The following is a 15,211-nucleotide window of genomic DNA, read 5'->3' as shown; positions in this document are numbered from 1 at the left end:
AACTCATCCTCATTGTATTTTATTTGCTTACCATAAGCTTTCGGCTTATGCTGTTTTTTCCATCATTATATTGTACATAGTACATTCCTGCAGGTAACTGTTTTACATCTAAAAGCATATTGTGATCTGTCACTTGTATTTGCTGCTGTATTACGCCCTTCGAGTCATATAGGTATAAGATGCTACCTTTCTTAAATTGCTCTCCTAACTGAATTTTCACTTCTTTAGTAGTAGGATTAGGGAAAACCAGGAATTCTGTTGAGTTACTTTGTTCAATGACTTCAAGCTCATCAGATATTGACTTACCCTTCTGTATACTTTTGGCAATTCTGGTATTATCTTCATTGCCTGAACACTTAATAGCACTTTCTCCCATGCCCTCCGGCTGGTCTCCATTGAGGGTAATAAATATTTTATCCAATTGTGTCCCATCTTCCCGATAGGCAAATGTGATAGTATTGGTACCTGCCTGAAGTGAAAACGGACTCTCTACAATTTCCTTCCAGGCGAACGCATAGGTTTGAACGTTCTCACTCCAATTGATCCATTCAGCATCATTTACTTTAAACCAGAAAGAGTCTTTAGTAGAGTTTGAAGCTTTTACTCTGGCAAATATTTGATAGGTTCCTACCTGGCCTACATTGAAGTTAAAACTTACGTGATTAGCTTTCCCTTCGGGAGCCTGACCGTAACTATTTTTTCCAGGTTTTATCGTTACGTACTGATTTCCTGAAGCATCTTCATCCTCACCTATCTGCCAATTCTCTCCGATAGCAGAGGCACATTCTGATTCTAGCCAGATATCAGTAGAAGAAGGTGGAAGGAGAGCAGTACTTACAATCCGGATTTGATCCAGTAATGCTCCATCTTCCCGATAGGCAAAAGTAATCGTATTCGCCCCTGCCTGGAGTGCAAAGGGACTCTCTACAATTTCCTTCCAGGCAAATTCACCAGTGTGAATATTTTTAGACCAGTTAATCCATGTTCCTTCATTAATTTTGACCCAAAAAGAGTCATCGCCATAAGAGGGAGCTTTTACTCTGGCAAATATCTGATAGGTTCCTGCCTGGCCTACATTAAAGTCAAAACTTACGTGATTAGCTTTCCCTTCGGGAGCCTGACCGTAACTATTTTTTCCAGGTTTTATCGTTACGTACTGATTTCCTGAAGCATCTTCATCCTCACCTACCTGCCAATTGCTGCCTACCACAGCCTGTTCTGCTTCCAGCCAAATTTCATCTGAGGGAGCGGTCACATTTTCCGGGATAATTTCCAAAGCTGATAGAGTAGGTCTGTTTACCGAAGCAGACATGCTTAGCGTAAGCTTACCATCTGTAACTTCTACTTCCTCAAAAGTAAATACCTTGGCTTCCAATGACTGCTCCGGCCCCACTCCCTCCTCGAAGAGGTCTACTTTTTCTTTTACGAGTTGGCCTTCCAGACTGATATCAAATACTCTGTTACCAGGGGCATTAGGCTTTTTATACCCAAAGTAAAGCTCTGCATGATGCGTTCTTACTGTATACTTTCCATTGCTTACCGGAATGTTATATGTCAGGCTACCCTTATCCGTTGAGGAGCCTCTTTCTGTTTGATAAAGAACATTGGAAAGAGCCGTATTTGTATAGGTGTGTTCACTATCGTAGTACGAAGGAGCGTTACTATCACTCTCATAAGTTAGAGCATTGATTGTGGTGGTTTCTCCACCACCAGTATTCAAAAATATAGCTTCAGCGGGCGAATTACCTGTAACTGTAATGGATATGGGGAGTTCGGCAGTAGCATAGCCAGAAGCACTTGCCTTTAGTACAGTGTTATAGCTACCCGCTTCCAAACCTCTTGCATCTATGGTAATTTTAACCTGATCGCCTTCGTGTGATGCCTGACCGGAAAAAGCAGTGGCTTTGATCCAACTGGGGCTCCCATCTACTGAAAGGTTGTATTTCGGTGTATTACTTTTTACCCATACTGCTTCTTCAATAGTTTTTTGGCTTCCCGGGCTTAGCGATAAAGACAATGAAGCACGAAGAAAACCCATATCGGCTGAGAACTTCCTGTCAACAGGTCTTTTATAAACAGTATTGAGAGGGTTTCTAACATTGCTTGCTCCCCCATGAGTAACATATAGATGATTATTAATTACCCGTGCTGCGGGAGCCAAAAGTTTTAGAGGAAGACCACATACTTCAGTCCATGTATTAGTTTCAGGCGAATATTTTGTGATTTCTTTAAAAAACTGAAACTCTGTTCTTCCACCTACAATATAAATTTCTCCATCCAACACAAAAGTGGCAGGTTCAAAATGTGATCTTGCAAAGGTTAAGTCTGCCTTCCTTTCCCATTTATCTGTCACAGGATCGTATGCGTGAAGGAATGCTGTATTTTCTATACTTTTATCATGCCCTTTTTGTCCGCCGATTGCATATATTAGTCCTCCAACTGCGACTGCACTCAGATGATTTCTGGCCTCCGGAAGAGGTGCAGCCTTTGTCCATCCTTTTGACTCATTATCAAGATCCAAAACATAATGTTCAGAGACATCTGTCTGCCGATCTTCCTTTAACCCTCCAAAAAAATGAAGCTTCCGCCCTACGAGGGCCATTGCTGCTGATGCCCTTTTTTCCGGCAAAGAAGGACCAAAACGCCATTCGTCAGTAACGATATTGTATACCTGTACGGAATTAATGGCTACTCCCGGGTTATCACCTTCAAAGCCACCTGCCAGCCATATTTCATTTCCTGATACGATAGCTCCGGTATGGGTAACTGGGATCGGAATAGGAGCTTTTTCAGTCCAGCTGTCTGTAGCCGGATCGTACATTGTGGTGGTAGAAAGAATCTTTATCTCAAAGCCAAAACCTGAAAATACATACAATTTGCCATTGACTAGTGCTGTCATGGACTCTACCCGGTGGTTGGGTGCAGGAGATAGTGTTTCCCACTTGCAATGATCTTGTGCTTGTGCAAAAGATGAAATAAACAGTAAAACGCTAATACAAAGGCAGCGAAAGGAAAAATGAATTTTCATATATAATGCCGTGATCTGTGAGCAAAAAATAACTTATGAGGCTACGAATATAACGCCCAATCAAGCGTAAAACCAATTTGTTTACACGACAACTCTAACACCTGAAAGCTTATGAGAAACTTTCTAAAAATTACATTATACCAATAATGTTTCTTATTTCACTCTTGTGAAATGATTTGTATTATTATAACCTGTATTTAAGATTTTAGTTTTTCATTTTTCTTATGACGGTTTTTATCTCGCTTTGTTTTTTTCTCCATATTTTTTTTGAAAGCATCTGTCAAATTCACTCCAGTCTGGTTGGCTAAGCAGATCACTACCCACAATACGTCCGCTAATTCGTCGCTTAGCTCTTTGCCTTTATCGCTTTCCTTGAAAGACTGCTCGCCATACTGACGAGAGATCAGGCGAGCTACTTCGCCTACTTCTTCGGTAAGAATAGCCATATTAGTGAGCTCACTGAAGTAGCGCACCCCAGTAGTATTGATCCACTCATCTACCTGTTTTTGTGCTTCTTCTAAGGTCATTACTTTTTATCTTTAGTATCAATGAGGATAGTTACCGGGCCGTCATTGACGAGGCCTACTTTCATGTCTGCACCAAACTCACCAGTTTCTACAGCTTTGCCAATCTGCTGCTCGCAGGCTTCAATAAATTTTTCATACAGCGGTATAGCCGCATCCGGTTTAGCTGCTTTGATGTAGGAGGGGCGGTTACCTTTCTTGGTACTGGCATGTAAGGTAAACTGGCTAATGATCAGTAAATTTCCGTCTATATCCAATAAACTTTTATTCATCACGCCCTCTTCATCATTAAAAATCCGCAGGTTGGTGATTTTACGACTGAGCCAGTCTATATCTTCTTCTCCATCGGCCTCTTCTATACCCAGAAGAATAAGTAAACCATTATCAATTTTTCCTTTTACTTGTTTGTCAATAGTAACTGATGCTTCTGATACACGTTGAACGACTGCAATCATAGTTCGCTTTTGGCTAGTACTTTTATTTTTTCTGATTCAAAAAGGTGAGGGCCGCTCAGGTTTTGCTTGGCAGCGATAAACATAGCTTCTGCTACATTTTTGCCTTCTATCGGACGATACTTTTTGAGTGCTCCCAGCATAAGAGGATTTAATGCTTGCATCACCACCTGCGCTATGCCTTCACCTGCTCTGTTTTCGTTTCTTTTTCCCAAAAGCACAGAAGGACGAAAGATATGCAAAGTTCTATAGCCTAGTTTAAAGAGAGCTTCTTCTACCTCACCTTTGACATGATTATAAAAAAAGGAAGATTTTTTGTCGGCTCCCAATGCCGTTACAATCAGGTATTGCCGGGCACCTTTTTCCTTTCCCAGTTCAGCAACTTTAACTGGGTAATAGTAATCCACTTTACGAAAAGCTTCTTTGGAGCCTGCTTTATTCATGGTAGTGCCCAGGCAGCAGTAGATATCGTCTATCTGAGGTAAATCATCAGCCTTAAGCTCATCAAAATTAACAATAATCTCCGTTATGCGTTCATGGCTAATATCCAACGGGCGCCTTGTCAGCACATAGACTTTTTGATAGTAGGAATGGTGCTTAAGTATTCGGAGCAGTTCTGCACCGATTAGACCGGTAGCGCCCACGATTAATGCACTTCTGTTTTCCATGGTTTGCTTAGTTTAGTTTCCCAGCGTTCGCTCCAGCAGTCGGCTAAAATTTTCTTCCTCAATATTCAGCTCAGACTCTACTCTTCCGACCTCTACCTTATCACTCTCGCTGAAAATATGAAATGAAAAAATAAAATCCTGTGCGTATTCAAACCAACCGCTAATTTTGCCGAAACGAAGGTCATAGAGATAGATGCCGTTTTCTACTTTTTCAAGGGAGTAGAAGTATTCGGCAAATTCTATTAAGCCTAATAATAATTCTCTACTTTCCGCATCAGCCTCTTGTAGATAAGGCAAAAGTAACTCCTTTTGTTGCGGAATTTCACTGAAGTCAATTTGCTTGTCGCTATCAAAAAGAGAATAGTATCCCACATAATACTGTGCCTCTCCTTTTACTACTACTGACCAGAGTAGATTGTTAAAAAAAGTAGGGGAGGTCATATATTTTTGGTGACTGATGTTTTGCGCTTCTAGGTTATCCTCTACAATGTGGTTAACATTGATTTTATTCAACATAGTTAGTAGCAGATAAAAAGTGCTAATAGACAGCGCCACTATTGCGGTTCGTCTTCTCTTGAGCGATGTTTTAGCCATAAACAACACTGCAATGCTTCCTGCCAATAAAGGGAGAGTATAAAGAGGGTCAATAATAAAGATTGTTCGCCAGGCAACTCGCATATCACTGAGCGGGTAAAATATCATAGTACCGTAATTGGTACAGCTATCCAGTAGTGGATGTGTGATCAGCCCCCAGAAGAAAAGTTTATTCCAGTCGCCAAAGCTAGCCGCAGAAGATTTCCGATGGAGAAGAAACACCAGATAACCAAACACCGGTGTTACCAGCGTGAGTACCAATAGTGAATGAGAAAAGGTGCGATGCCATAAAGTACTTTGTACTTCACCTACAAAAAAATTAAGTGCTACATCCAGATCAGGAATGGTGCCTGCTATCGCTCCCCAAAGTGGTGCTTTGTTTCCAACTTTTCTTCCAAGTACTACTTCACCCACAGCCGCTCCGAGTACTGCCTGTGTTAATGAGTCCAATCCGTGATGGTTTAGTTAGTGAGGTATTGTAAGATGCTTCTCGAGATTGTATTCTCTGCAAAAGCATCTCTTTCTGTGTTTAAATACTTATGGCAAGCAACCTTAAATGATTGAAGCTCAGCGCTATTTTACCTGCTGTGCGTGGGTACTTTCCCATTCCTCAAACTCTTCTATGCTATCCTGTACAGAGCTAAAGACCCACATCAGCACAGTCAGATCATCAAGGAAGCCAAAGGGTAAAAAGTCGGGTATGAGGTCCAGCGGCATAACAAAGTAAACGATACCTGCTGTAACTGTAAGTAAATTTTTCCAGGGGACATTGCGATACTCACCGCTCACGTAAGCTCTGATCATGCGGTTCAGAGTATTTACCTGGTGCTTAAGTTTCTGCAAACTCTCATTATCATTGCCCACCGCACGGATTTTACGGGCAGAGTTGGCAAGCAGTTTTTTCAGACGTTCGGGGTCCTGTAATATATTAGAAGCTCTTCTTTTTGCATTCTTGAAGCTGGTATTCTGCTCAGTATATGCTTTATCATAAAATGCCATAAAAAAAATGATTAGTGTTACATACTAGTAACTGCGCATACTGACATTCAGTTTCACTAAAAGTTTTGGCGAACCTCCTTTTTCAGGGCAGAGAGGGCCTGACTTACTGCATCTCGTTCTCCCTGACTTTGCATCTGCTGGTCAATTATTTTTCGCCCCAGATCAATGCTGCGGGCATCATCATCCAGACTTTGTGCTGCCTGATTGATGCCCAAGATCACATCTTCTACCGCATTTCTGGTCATGCTCCATACCTCATCGCTTACATACACCTGCTGCGAAAGGTTGTGGTTGAACTCTTCACGAATATTAGCTATCAGCACCTGATGAAATTCTTTGGCGGAGTACCCACTGTCATTCAGCCTGTATACCAGATTATTGGGAGTAATACGTTCAAGCAATAAAGTCAGTCTCTCATAGGCTTGCAAGCGGGTGGGAACGATAGCGGCAGAGTTTTGAGCTTTGATATCTACCATTTTCTGAGCCATCTCCTTATCAAGAAAAGATTTTACAGTGAGGTACATGGCATATAAAACGATAGCTGCCGGCAAAATGAACTTGGCAAACTCTACAATTACTTCCATAGTGGTTTGTTAAAAATTGTATTGGATAGAATCATTATTTGTATTCCTACGTTTCAAATTTAAGTATTTTAACGGCCCAAAAAAGTGCTGATTGTTTATTGAAATGCACTTTACTTACTTGCCTGATATTGTTGATTAATTTTCATTTATGATTCCTGTAAAAGTTTCTGACAAAGCCCTTAAAGAGATTAAGAAAACAATTGCCCATAAAAACATTCCTGCCGAATATGGTTTGCGCATAGGTGTCAATGGTAGTGGGTGTGCAGGAGTATCTTATGTGCTGGGTTTTGATAAAAAAGGTACGGGCGATGCTGAGTTTACTTTGGATAACGTACCCGTGTACATCGCCAAGAAAGACACCATGTTTTTGATTGGTATGGAAGTTGACTTTTATGAAGGTAATGATGCCCGTGGTTTTACCTTCATAAAGTCCTATGAAAAACAACAATCTGTACAATAGAATTTACGAGCACTCCTTTTCGCTCCTGCTTACCTTCAGCTTTTATACAATTATCTTTGCTTTATTGCTCTCCTGCGAAGATGAAGAAGAAGTTGCGGACATTTTTTGGGGAGAGAGCGAACAAGTTTCTACTTCTGACGGCGCCACATATTCTGTGGGATTTGATCAGCTGAGTGAAAATAATCAGGATTCTTTTGTAGAAAAAAAGGACAGTGAAGGCATCACTTTGTGGAAAGTTACCCATGCTGCATCTCCTCTTAATGAAAAAGCATTGCTTGTCACCTTAGATGCTGAAGATAATCCCTGGGTGTTATTTATGGTAGAAGGAAAAAGCAGTGGCCCAAATACGATTACTCAAAAATTTGTAGCTCCCCATGCTTTTGTACCCGAGTTCATTTTTCGGAAAAGTGAAAGTGAGCATAAAGCTATAGCTGTACTTGCGCAGCTTGATCCAGCGGATGGAAAAATTGTAAAAGGTTCTTATTTACATCTTCCTCTAAACAATGATGTATCCCCAACCCTTAATATCAATAAGGTTGGTATTACAAAAGAGGGGGATGTGTTGCTTGAAACTGAAAATTTTACCTGGCTTCAGACTGCCTATTCTAGCTTAATGCATGGTGTAGCAGAGCTTTATGATCACCACAGTTTCTCCCAACTCCCTTCTCCTGTATGTATTAATCTTAACGAGATTCAGGAAAAGAAATAAAAAATTATGGGTTACCCACAGGATATTAAAGTTACGGTTGATGCTGTCGTTTTTGCCTATCAGGGAGATGATTTGCAAGTATTACTGATTCAACGGAAGAATGATCCCTTTCAAGGCCAGTGGGCGCTACCTGGGGGCTTTGTAGAAGATGATGAAGACCTGGATACAGCCGCTGCCCGAGAGTTAGAAGAAGAGACAGGTATTCACGCCAATCACATATTTCAGTTCTATACTTTTGGTAAGCCTGATCGTGACCCTCGTGGTCGTGCTGTCTCCGTGTCTTATTATACTGAGGTTGATAAATCGGCAGTAAATCCTCAGGCTGCTACTGATGCTGCTGAGACCCGCTGGTTTAGCATGGATAAACTTCCAGACCTTGCCTTTGACCATGCTGATATTTTAGCCAAGGCGAAAGAAGCTTTTGCAAATAAATAAAGCTCTCAATAAGTCTTGGTCATATCCGCCGGAATGCTGATGACATAACTGGCCAGACTGTCTAGCTCTTCATTCCAACGGTTGACATCTTCCTGCTCTACACTGCTAAGGGTTACAATGTCCAGTTCAGGCTTTGCCTGTTTTAGATACCAGTATATTCCTTCAAAATGATCGGAGTGATAAGATCCATTGAAATGTACAAAAGTGCTGTTTTCTTCAAGGTTTTGAAGGATAAAGTGCGCCATTGTAGCATCTTTAATGGCTTGGGCCTTTACCATATTCTCTGCATTCATACCTCCATGAGCATTATTTCTATGCCCGCCCATCATTTGTAGCATATTTTGATAAGCAGGAAGATTAACGTCAAATGCTATAGGGAGAGGGGCTATATAATTCTGGGCCTCTTTTGAGATATTTTTTAAAGAATCTAGCCCTTCTCTTGAAACCAGGCTTGCATAGCGACGAGGAATATTGGTGGCTATAAATGCAAATTCATTCTTCTTGGCAAAGTCCAGTAAGGGTTTATAATCCGTTGCGTAATTATTCCAGGTTTTTGCTTCCCTTTCCAGGTGCCGCGCCTCTATCATACCTCTTAAATATTCATCAATAATCAACTGGTCATCTGCTTCAAACATCTCTGCACCCAAGGCTAGTGAGCGCCCCTCTTTCTCCAAATCTTTGATCACCTGAAGTTGCAGCCAGTGTACTAATGCATTATTGTGCAGCTCACCAAACAACACCACATCTGCCATGCTCAGGCGCTTGACCATCTTATAGTAATCTGTCTTTTTGCCCTTTTCGTTATAAAGTACGTAAGCAGGTTTATCCATGGTAAAAGCAAATGTACTGAGAACTAAGATTAAAGAGATTTTTTTCATGCCTTCCTGCTTTTCTGAAGAGTAACTTTGGCTTTCTTACATAAGCCTCCAAGGGGAGGATTAAGTTTAGAAATACTTACTACCAGGCTTTCCACTACTGGTAGTTCACTCAATGTACGCTCAGCAATTCTGCCTGCCAGACGTTCCAAAAGCCGGGTATTATGCTGCATTTCCTCCTGTATAAGCTGATAAAGCCTTCCATAATCTACGGTATGTTCCAGCAGGTCATTTTCAGTGGCTTGATCAAAATTGGTTTCTATCGTTATGTCTACCTCATAGCGATTCCCAATTTTTTGCTCTTCCTCATGAAAACCATGATAGGCAAAAAATTCTAAGCCTTCCAGCGATATTTTACCCATTTGTACTAATCCAGATTATCGAAGAATGAACCACCCTTCTTAGGTTCTGAGGGCGGTGGGGGAGAAGAACGATATTCACTTTTTTCCTCCACAGTTTCTGTTTCCTGCTCATCTTCCATTTGATGGTATTGCTCCTGCTCATTTGCAGTGGAGGTATTTTCTGCTGTTCGTTCGCTTTCAGCTTTTCGCTGGGCCAAAAATTTATTGTATTCTTCTACTATTCTTTCTGCCTTTTCTACTTTAGCTTCAATATTAAATTTTTGTTGTGACTCTGCTTTATCTACCTTTTGTAAGGTCTTCTGAGCTAAGCTCCGAAGTTCAAACAGTAAAGTATCATAGTCATTTTCTGCTGCTTTGTAGCTTTGTTTGAGCATTTTAACACGCTCCTCCATCTCATCTATAATTTCCTGTGCTTTACTTTCTGCTTTGCTCAGGATATCTCTGGCTTTAGCATGCGCATTGCTTACTATAGTATCAGCTTCAAGCTTAGCTTCTCTTATCTTCAAATCTGCTGTTTTTTGAGCCTGGTCCACCATATTGGCTCCCGTATCCTCAGCAGTTTTTAGCGTTTTGAATAGTGAGCTTTCTACTTCTCTTAACTTTTCTACTTCCTTCTGCGAGGCTTCCAGTTTGTAACGCATCTCTTTGTTCTCTTCCAGAGTACGTTCCCACTGCTGGGATAATGACTGAAGAAAAGCATTTACTTCATCTTTATCATAGCCCCGGAAGTTTTTTTCAAAGTCTTTCTGTCTTATTTCTAGCGGTGTAATCTTCATTGGATTGCGATATTTTATCTTCTAAACCTGCTCTCGCAGTTTTGCATTCATAATGGTATTACAGCAAAGATAATTTTCCTTTTACTGCCCTTTTTGTTGATTATCAGCTTAATTACTAATATTTACTGATAATCGTTCTTTTTTTCGTTTAAATCAACCTCCCATACTGAAATGCTACGGTCGTCACTAGCCGAAATTAATGGGTTTACCCCTTTTTCTGTAGTTGATTTACTCCACAGTAGCCGGTTGACAGAAGTAGCATGTCCGGCATGTCGTGCTTTATCTATTACTTTAAGAAGCCTAAATTTTTCACTATCCCAAATTTTCACTGACTTATCCATGCTGCAAGTAGCGAAGTATTTACCATCCGGGCTATAATCTATATGATTTATACAATACATATGAGCTACTATTGAATCATGCAAAGTATAATGGTCATTTACATTCCATATCTTTAGGTGTGCATCCCGACTTCCCGACAACAGCCAGCGATAGTCCGGACTGTAGGTAAGAGTGAAGACTGAATTATCATGAGCTTTCATCTCATATTTTTTTTCGTAGGTCTTCAGGTCATATATTCTGATGGTATTATCACTGTAACCTACAGCCATTTCTTTTGCTACTGGGTTTACCGCAATGCACCTGGCACTCTGATCACTTTCTTCAAACCGCTTCAAGAGATTTAGCTTTTGATAGTTAAGAATACTTATTACTCCATCTCCTGAGGCAATTATCACATTTTCCTGGTATACCTTAATATCAAAAATTGCTGCCTCTGTTATTTTAACGGAACCAAGTTCTTTTTTCGTATCCAGATTTATTACGTGAATACCTTCATAGTTTTGGCCTACAATCAGGTTATTTCTTTCCGGCTCATGGTATACAGCATAAACGGATGTAGGAACCTTAGCGATGATCTTACCATTCTCGGCATCATTTAAATCCCACTTCACCACCATCCCGTCGCCCGCTCCAGAGAAAAATATCTCATTCTCCGGGCCTTTGCTCAAGGTATACACGCAGTCTTTGTGTCCTTTGAGTGTATGTAGTTTTTCAATCTGTATCGTCTTACTCCTCATATTTTCCCTTCAATTGGTTAACATTCATTTAAAAAAATACCTTTGTAATTGCAATGGCTTTAACAAAAATAGTAAAGATAAACGACAAGCTAAGTTGGGCACTCTGGAAAATAGAGGGCCCTTGGACTGAACTTCTTAAAGAGCGTGAAATTTCTGAAGAGGAGTATGAACTCCTGGATTCTATTCATCACCCGACAAAAAAGGCTGAATTTTTGGCAAGTCGCCTGGCACTGCACGCTTTACTTTCGTCAGTCGGTATAGAGGAATATACCATGTATAAGGATAGTCATGGTAAACCACACATTATGCAGTACTCTTTTCATATTTCCCTCGCCAACTCTTATCCTTATGCCACTGCCATTATACATATGGATGCTCCTGTAGGTATTGATATTGAAAAACCCTCTGAGAAACTTATCCGTGTACAGCACAAATTTCTCCATCCATCTGAATGGTCAACTTTCAAAGATAACCAGGAGAGACTCTGTCTTGCCTGGTGCGCTAAAGAGAGCTTATACAAATTGCACGGCCGAAAAAACTTAAGCTTCAAGGGCAATATTTGTATTCAGGAGATTGATTACCCTCATACATCTCTATTGAAAGCTGATATTATCCTTCCTCATCAAACGCAGCATTTCTCATTGAAAATCATACCTATCGAGAACTTTTTTGTTTTATTCAATGTCTAATTTGTAAAATACTGTTGTAAATTCAGCAATACATTCGGTAAGTTTTCGTTGATTAACTTACCTACATATTACATATAACTAAATTAGGCTTTTTTATTCCTTATCTTATGAGCTGTGCTATTTACTATTAGATATGATGTCGCAACTACTTTTGACCCTATTATTCTTCCCTCTTTCACTATTCACCCAAATAGTAAGCATACAGGATTTTACTTTGCCGAATGCAGTGGATGGTAGTGAATTTTCTTTGTCAGAGGTTAAGGATAATAAAGCTATTGTGGTCATCTTTACGAGCAATTATTGCCCTTATGCAAAGCTTTATGATCGTCGCATCAGCTCCCTTTTCGATACTTACCGACAACAAGGCGTTAAATTTGTGCTGATTAATCCTAATAACCCTTCTCAAAGTCCACCAGATAGCCCTAACGCAATGGCGCAAAAAGTAAAGGAGCTTCGCTGGAATGTTCCTTATTTAATAGATGACAAACAGCAGGTTGCCAAGCTTTTTGATGTTCAAAAAACGCCAGAAACTTTTGTGCTGCAAAATAGGGGGGATAGTTACCAGATCTTATATAGAGGATCTATTGATGATAACCCGCAGGTAGCTTCTGACGTCTCTCATCATTACTTAAAAGACGCGATTGATGCTGTTTTACAAGGTAAGCCTGTGGTGATTGATAATACTCACCCTACTGGCTGCATGATAAAAAACTGACTTAGTTTTTATTTTTTTCGTATTCTTTTACTGCTTCTTTCATAAACTGATAGAAGGGATCTGCAAATTCTTTTCTCTTAAGTGCAAACTCTACTGTGGTTTTCAGAAAATCCAGCTTATTACCTATATCATACCTTTTACCCTCTATTGTATTGGCGATGATAGTCTCTCTCTTCATAAGTAAGTGAAGAGCATCTGTAAGTTGAATCTCATTACCTTTTCCTTTGGGTGTCTGTTCTATAGCCTGAAATATTTCAGGAGTTAAAATATACCTTCCGGCGATAGCCAGATTTGATGGAGCTTTTTCAGGACTAGGCTTTTCAATTAACTGATTAACTTCCATCGTTTTGTCATCCAATTTTTTACCTCCTGCTATACCATATCTTGAAACCTTATCTTTGGGCACTTCTTCAACTGCGATCACAGTGCTATGGTATTGCTCATAAGTATCAATCAACTGCTGAGTGACTGGAATTATTGAGTCTACTACTGTATCTCCTAATAGCACTGCAAAAGGCTCATTTCCAACATGTTGACGTGCATGATAAATAGCATCTCCCAAACCATTCATTTCTTTTTGACGGATGAAATGAATGTTTGCCATGTCAGCTAGCCGCACAATTTCATTATAAAAGCTTTCATCTTGTTTTTCTGCCAGCCTTGACTCTAATTCAAAATTTCTATCAAAATGATCCTCAATCGTTCTTTTTCCTTTCCCGGAAATAATTAAGATATCATCTATTCCAGAGTCTACTGCCTCCTGCACCACATACTGAATTGTAGGAGTATCTATAATGGGAAGCATTTCTTTGGGTTGTGCTTTTGTAGCAGGTAAAAATCTTGTTCCAAGTCCTGCTGCGGGAATTACTGCTTTTCTTACCATTTCATTTAGTTTAAACTGTATAAGGTTTTACCACTCTTGCATTTATTTTTTTGAGTTCTATCACCAGTTTATTCAATACTTCATCATTTTCATAGATACCTATGATTGAGCCTCCTGAACCAGTAAACTTTGCAGACGCTCCACATCTCCTCGCTGTTTCTACCAGTTCCATATTACTATCACTGATATTCATGATTTTACATCTCAGATCAAAGTTGCGGTTGATAAGTTCATTCAACCTTTTATAATTCTTTTGTTGGATAGTTAGTTTTCCTTCTTCCGCCAAGTCCGCTATTTCTTTAATAATTTTTATGACCTCCTCATCACCCTTTTCAAAGCGCGCTTTAACGTTATTAAACACAGCACCAGATACTTTACTCAAATCCGTTTTATATGCCAGGTAGAGATTGGGTAGGAGGGAAGGATCTATTCTTTCATATCTCCCATGACCTTTTTCTTGCATTTGTGTCTTATCAAAGTCCATGAATACACAGCCCTCATACACCTGAGCTACCCGATCCTGCAAACCAGCGTTGATTCCAAGCTCATCCACTTCTGCCGACAATATTATACTGGGTAATATTTCCTGAGGAATATTTACTTCATAATACTTCATCAAAGCACGCATTGTTGCTGTTACTATGGCGCTTGAGCCTGCTAATCCAACTTGCCTTGGTATGGAAGAATGGTACCGAACAGTAAAGTTCTTATTTGATAATTTGACTTTTTCAGTTTCACAATATTCTCCAAATTTTTTTATAGCTGCTTTGATCAATCTTGAGCCTCCATAGTAACCTGTAAGCTTAACTGAATCCACCAGATGATAAATGTTGCGGAAAACATTTACATCCTGTTCCTGAGCCTCTATATGTAATTCTGGAGAAGGATAGAGCAATATTCTTGCACCAAAATTTCTTACGATAACTGAAATCGTTTTACCAAAATATCCATCGGTAGGATTTCCAAGCAAACCCGCCCTTGCATAAGCACTTGTTTCTATGATGGCATTATCCATGAATAGTCTTCAACTTTTTTATTTTCAAGCTGAAATATAAGCTATAAAAATAGCAGATACTAAAGGTTAGGATTTTCTCTAAGTAACCTTTTTTTAAGGTTTTCATATAGAATTTTTAGTTAGATGCATCATCCTAACGTATTAACAATTTTTCAACTTAGTGAGGGTAATGAATGGAATTACTTCGTTAAAATAGAGAGGGTAAAAACAAAAAGCCTTGCTACTATAACAGTAGCAAGGCTTTGAGTTAGGATCGATTTTTCTTAATTCATTAAGAACGAAGAAATAATAATAGAAAGGCGGCGACCTACTCTCCCGCGGGTAGCAGTACCATTGGCGCTGCCGGGCTTAACTTCTCTGTTCG

At 39.8% G+C, this 15,211-nt stretch carries 18 protein-coding genes; 5 read left to right on the top strand and 13 right to left on the bottom strand.

Going from position 1 to position 15,211, the window contains the following annotated elements; genetic code table 11:
- Positions 1-19: 19 nt before the first annotated feature.
- The 7 genes from WJR50_RS31845 to WJR50_RS31815 all read right to left on the bottom strand — a co-directional run bounded on the left by WJR50_RS31845 (position 20) and on the right by WJR50_RS31815 (position 6,849).
- Complete coding sequence (locus WJR50_RS31845; protein ID WP_445223512.1) at positions 20-3,028, bottom strand: Kelch repeat-containing protein; 3,009 nt, start codon at positions 3,026-3,028, stop codon at positions 20-22.
- Positions 3,029-3,225: 197 nt separating this feature from the next.
- Complete coding sequence (locus WJR50_RS31840) at positions 3,226-3,555, bottom strand: nucleotide pyrophosphohydrolase (RefSeq protein WP_341297383.1); 330 nt, start codon at positions 3,553-3,555, stop codon at positions 3,226-3,228.
- Positions 3,555-4,007 carry a D-aminoacyl-tRNA deacylase gene (gene dtd, locus WJR50_RS31835; RefSeq protein ID WP_341297382.1) on the bottom strand — a complete coding sequence of 151 codons (453 nt, stop codon included), beginning with the start codon at positions 4,005-4,007 and terminating at the stop codon, positions 3,555-3,557. Before dtd ends, WJR50_RS31840 begins: the two co-directional genes overlap by 1 nt.
- Positions 4,004-4,672 carry an oxidoreductase gene (locus WJR50_RS31830; RefSeq protein ID WP_341297381.1) on the bottom strand — a complete coding sequence of 223 codons (669 nt, stop codon included), beginning with the start codon at positions 4,670-4,672 and terminating at the stop codon, positions 4,004-4,006. Before WJR50_RS31830 ends, dtd begins: the two co-directional genes overlap by 4 nt.
- A gap of 12 nt (positions 4,673-4,684) precedes the next feature.
- Entirely contained in the window at positions 4,685-5,716 is a 1,032-nt protein-coding gene (locus WJR50_RS31825) for a metal-dependent hydrolase (RefSeq protein WP_341297380.1), read from the bottom strand.
- A 123-nt stretch (positions 5,717-5,839) separates the two neighbouring features.
- The gene (locus WJR50_RS31820) at positions 5,840-6,265 is read right to left on the bottom strand and encodes a YkvA family protein (protein WP_341297379.1); all 426 of its coding nucleotides are present in this window, start codon (positions 6,263-6,265) and stop codon (positions 5,840-5,842) included.
- A 56-nt stretch (positions 6,266-6,321) separates the two neighbouring features.
- Positions 6,322-6,849, bottom strand: coding sequence for a DUF7935 family protein (locus WJR50_RS31815; RefSeq protein ID WP_341297378.1), 528 nt, complete (start codon positions 6,847-6,849; stop codon positions 6,322-6,324).
- 148 nt (positions 6,850-6,997) lie between these two features.
- On the opposite strand from WJR50_RS31815, the gene WJR50_RS31810 reads away from it, so the two are divergent.
- The 3 genes from WJR50_RS31810 to WJR50_RS31800 are packed head-to-tail and all read left to right on the top strand — an operon-like array spanning position 6,998 to position 8,453.
- A complete protein-coding gene (locus WJR50_RS31810) occupies positions 6,998-7,309 on the top strand; it encodes a HesB/IscA family protein (protein WP_341297377.1) in 312 nt (103 codons plus the stop codon).
- Positions 7,284-8,018 (top strand): hypothetical protein, encoded by a 735-nt coding sequence (locus WJR50_RS31805; protein ID WP_341297376.1) that lies wholly within the window; start codon positions 7,284-7,286, stop codon positions 8,016-8,018. Before WJR50_RS31810 ends, WJR50_RS31805 begins: the two co-directional genes overlap by 26 nt.
- A 6-nt stretch (positions 8,019-8,024) precedes the next feature.
- The gene (locus WJR50_RS31800) at positions 8,025-8,453 is read left to right on the top strand and encodes an NUDIX domain-containing protein (protein ID WP_341297375.1); all 429 of its coding nucleotides are present in this window, start codon (positions 8,025-8,027) and stop codon (positions 8,451-8,453) included.
- Between the two features lie 5 nt (positions 8,454-8,458).
- Here WJR50_RS31800 and WJR50_RS31795 read toward each other — a convergent pair whose 3' ends face one another.
- The 4 genes from WJR50_RS31795 to WJR50_RS31780 form a co-directional block, all read right to left on the bottom strand.
- Positions 8,459-9,331, bottom strand: coding sequence for a ChaN family lipoprotein (locus tag WJR50_RS31795; RefSeq protein ID WP_341297374.1), 873 nt, complete (start codon positions 9,329-9,331; stop codon positions 8,459-8,461).
- Positions 9,328-9,690: a dihydroneopterin aldolase gene (gene folB, locus WJR50_RS31790; protein WP_341297373.1), complete on the bottom strand. Its 363-nt coding sequence runs from the start codon at positions 9,688-9,690 to the stop codon at positions 9,328-9,330. Before folB ends, WJR50_RS31795 begins: the two co-directional genes overlap by 4 nt.
- A gap of 5 nt (positions 9,691-9,695) precedes the next feature.
- Complete coding sequence (locus WJR50_RS31785; protein WP_341297372.1) at positions 9,696-10,466, bottom strand: DivIVA domain-containing protein; 771 nt, start codon at positions 10,464-10,466, stop codon at positions 9,696-9,698.
- Positions 10,467-10,588: 122 nt separating this feature from the next.
- The gene (locus WJR50_RS31780) at positions 10,589-11,545 is read right to left on the bottom strand and encodes a WD40 repeat domain-containing protein (RefSeq protein ID WP_341297371.1); all 957 of its coding nucleotides are present in this window, start codon (positions 11,543-11,545) and stop codon (positions 10,589-10,591) included.
- Between the two features lie 53 nt (positions 11,546-11,598).
- Between WJR50_RS31780 and WJR50_RS31775 the strand changes: the two genes are divergently transcribed.
- Positions 11,599-12,234, top strand: coding sequence for a 4'-phosphopantetheinyl transferase family protein (locus WJR50_RS31775; RefSeq protein ID WP_341297370.1), 636 nt, complete (start codon positions 11,599-11,601; stop codon positions 12,232-12,234).
- A gap of 133 nt (positions 12,235-12,367) precedes the next feature.
- Positions 12,368-12,949, top strand: coding sequence for a thioredoxin family protein (locus tag WJR50_RS31770; RefSeq protein ID WP_341297369.1), 582 nt, complete (start codon positions 12,368-12,370; stop codon positions 12,947-12,949).
- A gap of 1 nt (position 12,950) precedes the next feature.
- On the opposite strand, the gene galU is transcribed toward WJR50_RS31770, so the two are convergent.
- Both galU and WJR50_RS31760 read right to left on the bottom strand, forming a co-directional pair.
- Positions 12,951-13,832, bottom strand: a complete 882-nt coding sequence (galU, locus tag WJR50_RS31765) for a UTP--glucose-1-phosphate uridylyltransferase GalU (protein WP_341297368.1) — start codon at positions 13,830-13,832, stop codon at positions 12,951-12,953.
- A gap of 10 nt (positions 13,833-13,842) precedes the next feature.
- Positions 13,843-14,847 (bottom strand): mevalonate kinase family protein, encoded by a 1,005-nt coding sequence (locus tag WJR50_RS31760; protein WP_341297367.1) that lies wholly within the window; start codon positions 14,845-14,847, stop codon positions 13,843-13,845.
- Positions 14,848-15,211: the final 364 nt, after the last annotated feature.

It is taken from the genome of Catalinimonas locisalis (assembly GCF_038039535.1).
GTDB lineage: Bacteria > Bacteroidota > Bacteroidia > Cytophagales > Cyclobacteriaceae > Catalinimonas.
This window is presented reverse-complemented; position numbering and strand designations above follow the sequence as displayed.